The following is a 6,022-nucleotide window of genomic DNA, read 5'->3' as shown; positions in this document are numbered from 1 at the left end:
GTCACTCTTCTCTAAACGCCCTGGTGATCTGGTCTGTGAATGGCTTCGCGAGGAATGAGATGACGGTTCGTTCCTCGGTTTCGATATAGACTTCGACGGGCATGCCGGGTGTGAGTTTGGTTGCGAGGTCGCCGAGGTCGTTCGGGGAGAAGGTGACGCTGGTCTTGTAGAAGGGCAGGTTTGTTGCCTTGTCGACGATGGTGGCACCCGGGATCATGTCAACGGCGCCGACGATTTCCGGCGTGGTCTGCCGATTGAAGGCGGTGAAGCGCATGCGCGCGGTCTGGCCCACGAAGACACGATCGATGTCGGTGGGGGCGACCTTGACGTGGACGTTGAGTTCGCTGTTGGCAGGTACGATGGCCATGATCACCTGGCCCGGTGCGACAACGCCGCCGACGGTATGCGCCTGCAGGTCGTAGATCGTGCCGCTTTCCGGCGCCTTGACCACCGTGCGATCGAGCCGGTGGGTGAGCTGAAGGGCGCGCTGCTCAAGTTCGGTGAGCCTGGCTTCGACCGAGACGATCTCCTTTTGCAGCTCCGTGCGGCTGGTCTGGTCGACCGACATCAGTCGGACCTTGAGTTCACTGATCTGGCCTTCGGCTTCGGCAACACGGGCGAGAAGATCGCCGATCGTGCCCTCGATGCGAACCATCTGGCGGCGAAGCCCGCGCAGTTCGGCGGCCTTGGCGAGGCCCTTCTGCACAAGACCTTCCTGCATGGCGAGTTCTTCGGCAAGCAGTTCGCTCTCGGAGTGGTTCGCCTTTTCCTGTTCTCTCAAGCCGTCGATCTGGTTGCCCAGCTGCGAGATCTGCATTTCGATCTGCTGCTTCTGGTTTGCCCGCATGTCCCGGTTCTCGGCAAACAGTTTGCTTTCCTCCCGCGTGATGTCCGGGGAGAGATCGAGGCCGTCGAAGGACAGGACGTTTTTACCGTCGCGCTCGGCAACGAGGCGCGCCCGCATCGCCTTCAGCTGGGCGACCTGCGATGTGACGATACCGAGCTCGATGCGCAGCTGCGTGTCGTCGAGGCGCAGGACGACGTCGCCCTTGTCGACCAGAGAGCCTATCTTCACCGGGATCTCGATGATCGTGCCGCCATCGACATGCTGGACCTGTTTGGTCTCGCCGATGACGACGAGTTCGCCCTGCGAGATCACGGCGCCGGCGAGCTTCGCCTGGGCGGCCCAGCCGCCAATCCCGACCGTCAGGGCAAGCCCGAGTATGGTCGCTGCGAGCATGCGTCCCTTCAGCCCCTTGCCGGAGAGCGAGACTTGGCTGTTCTTGTCATCAAGGCGCTGTGTCATGGTGTGTCCCCTTACGCAGTTTACAGTTTCGGCCCGAAGCGGTGCCGATGACGCGGTTCAGATCAGGCCACGAGGCCCTCGACCTGGCCCGGGAGATGGAATGCCGTCAGGATCAGGTCGTCTTCATCGAGGTCGTGCGCACTGATGATGACGATCTCGTAGTCCTGATCACCGTCGATGTCCGTCACGAGCTGCAGCACCTGATGGCCCGCATCGTCGTCGTCGATCATCTTCTTGTAGAGTTTGACCAGGGTCTTGTGATCGTGGCGGTCGAGCTCGAGCGTGCTCTCGCCATCGTCGAAGTAGAGCCGGCCGAGTTCCCGCTCCAGCTTGGAGAGATCCACCTTGTCGCCGACGTCGAAGTCGCGGATCTCGTCATGGCCCGCGCCATAATTGCTGATTGAAGCGACCGAGCCGAAGACGAAGCTGTCCTGACCGCCGCGGCCATAAAGAATGTTGACGGCAGAGCTTGCGGCGATCGTGTCGTCGCCGGCCCCGCCGACGGCATTCTCAACGGAGGTCAGGCGGTCATGGCCGATCTCTTCGCCCATGGCGACGCCCGCCTCGAGATCGATCCCGACCGTCATGGTCGCCGACGATGCGTCATAGGTATCCTGGCCTTCGCCACCATGGATGACGTCGTCGCCATCATCGATGTCGGGTGTCGGCGCGTCCATCGGCATCTGCGTCAGACTGCGCTCTTCCAGAACGGTCTGGACACCCGCGACGAACACGTCGTTGCCGTCATCGCCGACCATGACGTCATCGCCGGCACCACCGGCAAGCGTGTCGTGGCCAGTTCCGCCGTCCAGCACGTCGTTGCCCGCGTCTCCTGACAGGACATCATCTCCGGCCTCGCCGAACAGCCGGTCGTCGCCGTCACCACCGGACAGAATATCCTGCCCGTCGCCGCCCATCAGTGTGTCGCGCCCGGCCTCGCCGAACAGCATGTCGTTGCCGGCGTCGCCGAACAGAACATCGTCGCCATCGCCGCCGAAGATGCGGTCATCGCCATCACCACCATGGATGACATCGCGGCCTTCGCCACCGATCAGCACGTCGTCACCCGCATCGCCGAGGATCAGGTCGTCGGATTCGCGCCCATAGACCGTGTCGTTGCCGGCGCCGGCATCGATCAGATCCTTGCCTGGCGTGCCAAGGAGAATGTCGTCGCCATCGGTTCCGGTGATCTCGGTGTCGGCATGTGCACGCAGATCGAGAAAGCCCTGGCCCTGGACCGACGCCTTGCCGTCGCTCAGGGTAAAGGTGAGGTTCACCAGTCCTTGGCTGTCGCGTTCGGGGATATAGATCCAGGCATCGTCGCCATAGGCGCGGATCTCGCCCGATGTCGCACGGATGGCGGAGATCGTCAGCGGATCGCCGTCCGGATCCACGGCTGCGCGCGCAAGGTCGGCCCACATCAGGAGCATCGACAGGTTGACGAGGCCCGTTCCCAGATAGATCGGTCCACGGGACAAGGGGCCCCGATTGGTCAGCGCCGGCGGGTTCCCGGAAGTGCCTCCATTCGAGGAGCCCCCGCCGGTCGAGGTATCGATCGGCAGGCCGCCGTCATCAGGCGTGTTTCTGTTGCCGTCTGCCGCCTGACCAGCGGCCGGGGTATCGTTTGCAGCACTGGGCAGGCTGAAGCCGGAGAACTTCGGCTTGGCCACGCTTGGCGCCAGGAAGCGGAAGCCGTTGGCAGCGACGTCGATCGACACACCCTGGAAGGGCCGGTCGGTATAACCGCCTTCCAGCATAAAGTCCTGGGCGTTGTAACGGATCGAGGAGTAGAGCCGGCGTGGTTGTTCGATCTGCTCGACAACATCTTCATAAGCCCGCTGGATCTCCTGCCAGAAGGCAGCGATGTCCAGCCCGGCCTCGGGCGCATCCTCAACCGGTGCTGTCGTGCCGTCGTCGAGAGCCACGGTCTTCCGTTCGTCCGGCGCTTGTGCATTGGGCGCCGGATTGACGATCTCGCGCAGTCGCCCGAGATAGGCGCCGAGCCCCATGGAGAGCACGGCGAAGATGCCCGGCGACCAAAGCGTGCGATCAGGCGTGTCGGGCAGAGCAAACTTGCGCGCCGGCGCCTTGGCCGATTGGGCATCGCCATGGCCGAGCTTCAGACTGTCGTCATGATCGATCGTGGAGAGGCTCATGGTCTCACTCCGCTGCAACCGAGAGGGTCATTGCCGGTCGCAAGGACTTCTTCTCGGAGGTGTTGGCGGGCACCTTGATGATCTCCTCCTTTGGACCGAAGGAGACGAGCTTGCCGCCCTGGACCACGCCGACCATGTCGACGGCCTGGAGCACGCTCGGGCGATGCGCGACGATGACGACGATGCCGCCGCGTTCGCGCACCTTGACGATCGCCTTCATCAGCGCCTCTTCGCCCTCGGCATCGAGGTTGGAGTTCGGTTCGTCGAGCACGACAAGGAAGGGATCGCCGTAAAGCGCGCGGGCAAGCGCGACGCGCTGCCGCTGGCCGGCCGAGAGCGACTGGCCACTCGGTCCGATCTGGGTCTGGTAGCCGTTCGGCAACCGCACGATCAGATCGTGAATGCCGGCGGCGCGTGCGGCCCGGAAAATCATCTTGGAATCGGCATCCGGATCGAAACGGGCGATATTGTCGGCGACCGTGCCGTCGAGAAGGGCCACTTCCTGTGGGAGATAGCCGACATTCTCGGTGAAGAAGCTGGTCGGCCACTGCTTGAGATCGGCGCCGTCGAGCCTGACCGAACCGCGCAGCAGCGGCCAGATGCCGAGCAGCGAGCGTGCGAGCGTGGTCTTGCCGCCGCCGGACGGACCGATCAGCGCCAAGGCCTGACCGGCCGAAAGCCTGAAGGAGACGTCGCTCAGAAGCACGGTGCCGGTCGTGGGGGCAACCGTCGTCATGCCTTCGACGACAAGGTCCTCGCTCGGCGCCGGCAGGTCGAACTGCGTCGGCGGCCGGTCGAGAACGGCGAGCGTGTCCTTGATGCGCGACCAGGAGCGTCTGGCCGAGATCACGCCCTTCCACTGGGCGATCGCCTGGTCGACCGGGGCGAGCGCCCGGCCCGTGACGATCGACGAAGCGATGATCGCACCGGCCGACATCTCGCCCTGGATCGTCAGATAAGCCCCAAGGCCGAGGGTCGCCGACTGCAGCATCATGCGCAGGACCTTGGAGATGCCGGCGAAGGTGCCTGCGATGTCGGAGGTGGCGGTCTGGGTATCGAGATGACGGCGATTGGCGCTTTCAAAGCGGTCGATCGCGCGGTCCGTCATGCCCATCGAATGGAGGATGTCGCCATTGCGGACATGATTGTCCGAGACATTGTTGCGCTGGATCGCGGCCCGCGTCATCTCCTTGGCGTGGCGGCGCGAGAGAAGCTCTGCCGCGATTGTCAGGCATGCGAGGAAGAGCGCGCCGCCCAGTGTCATCATTCCGAGCACCGGATGCAGCATCCATACGAAGACCAGGTAAACCGGGATCCAGGGTAGGTCGAAGAGAGCGACCGGGCCCGCGCCCGACAGGAACGAGCGGACCGTATCGACGTCGCGGCCGCGCTCAGAAGCTTCCGCCGAGGAATAGCCGAAGCGCGGCATGTCGATCACCACACGGTGCACGAGCGGCGCGATCTGGCGATCGACATTCGAACCGAAACGCACCAGCATCTGGGACCTGAGGATGTCGAACAGGCCCTGGAACAGGTAGAGGCCGACGGCGATCACCGAGAGCCAGATCAGGGTCGGCACGCTGCCGCTGGTCAGGGCCCGGTCGTAGATCTGCAGCATGTAGAAGGCGCCGGTCAGCGCCAGAATGTTGATGATGCCCGAAAGGCCGAAGACGAAGCCCGTCACGAGGCCGATACCGGACAGTTTGTAGCTTGACTGCTTGTTCATGGCTTCCCCCACTCAACATCTGTCTGCCGGCCCGGGCGGGCCGGCAGTGCTGCCATGTCGTCCTCAGGATACGCCGAGGAAGTCGTTGATCGTCAGGTTGTGGCGGCCTTGCAGCGAGAGTTCGAAGTCTGCCGCATTGTCCCCTTGCGTATTGCCCCTGATCACCGTGAACTCTTCGCCGTCGCGCATCTCATGCGTGATGGTCACGTCGCCGATCGCATCGATGGTCTGGCCGGCTTCGAGCTTCATCGCACCCATGCCGGAGAAGTCGATCCGGTCGCCGGTCTGGAAGCCGTAGATCGTGTCGCCATTCGCATTGGCTGCCGAGGTGAACTTGAAGACGTCGTCACCGAGCCCGCCATCGATGACGTTGACCGCAGACGAGGCGACGATCGCATCGTGGCCGGAACCGCCGATGAAGTTCTCGAAGCCGTAGAAGGTATCGGAGCCCGTCGTCCCGCCGCTCACCGAGCCGCGCTGGTTGAAGCCATTGCCGAGATCCACCGTCAGGTTGGCGCTGGTCGCTGCGTAGTCCAGCGTGTCGGTGCCGTCTTCTCCGTAATAGACGTCGTTGCCGTCATTCAGCGTCGCAATGACAGTGTCGTCACCGGCACCCGCCCAGACACGGTCGTCGCCTGCTCCACCCTCGATCACGTCATTGCCGGCATCGCCGAAGATCAGGTCGGAACCGGCCCCACCGAAGACCATGTCGTTGCCACCGCCGGCATGCACCTCGTCATCGCCGAGCCCGGCATTGATGACGTCATTGCCGTCACCGCCCGACACCACATCGTCGCCGTCCTCGCCACGCAGAATGTCCGAGCCGCCCTGACC

Annotated in this window: 4 protein-coding genes; all 4 read right to left on the bottom strand. The window is 63.7% G+C overall.

The features are described 5' to 3' along the window. Window position 1: 1 nt before the first annotated feature. A complete protein-coding gene (locus tag BW978_RS23055; RefSeq protein WP_076398613.1) occupies window positions 2–1,306 on the bottom strand; it encodes an HlyD family type I secretion periplasmic adaptor subunit in 1,305 nt (434 codons plus the stop codon). A 62-nt stretch (window positions 1,307–1,368) separates the two neighbouring features. Beyond that, window positions 1,369–3,462 (bottom strand): calcium-binding protein, encoded by a 2,094-nt coding sequence (locus tag BW978_RS23050; protein ID WP_076398611.1) that lies wholly within the window; start codon window positions 3,460–3,462, stop codon window positions 1,369–1,371. 4 nt (window positions 3,463–3,466) lie between these two features. Then, complete coding sequence (locus tag BW978_RS23045) at window positions 3,467–5,188, bottom strand: type I secretion system permease/ATPase (RefSeq protein WP_076398607.1); 1,722 nt, start codon at window positions 5,186–5,188, stop codon at window positions 3,467–3,469. A gap of 63 nt (window positions 5,189–5,251) precedes the next feature. Continuing rightward, window positions 5,252–6,022, bottom strand: a 771-nt coding sequence (locus tag BW978_RS23040; RefSeq protein ID WP_139330655.1) for a calcium-binding protein, incomplete at its 5' end; no start/stop codon positions are given.

The organism is Rhizobium sp. RU33A (assembly GCF_900156055.1).
In the GTDB taxonomy this organism is placed as follows: Bacteria; Pseudomonadota; Alphaproteobacteria; order Rhizobiales; family Rhizobiaceae; genus Allorhizobium.
The sequence above is the reverse complement of the archived record's forward strand: the minus strand, read 5'-3'. Positions and strand labels throughout refer to the sequence as shown.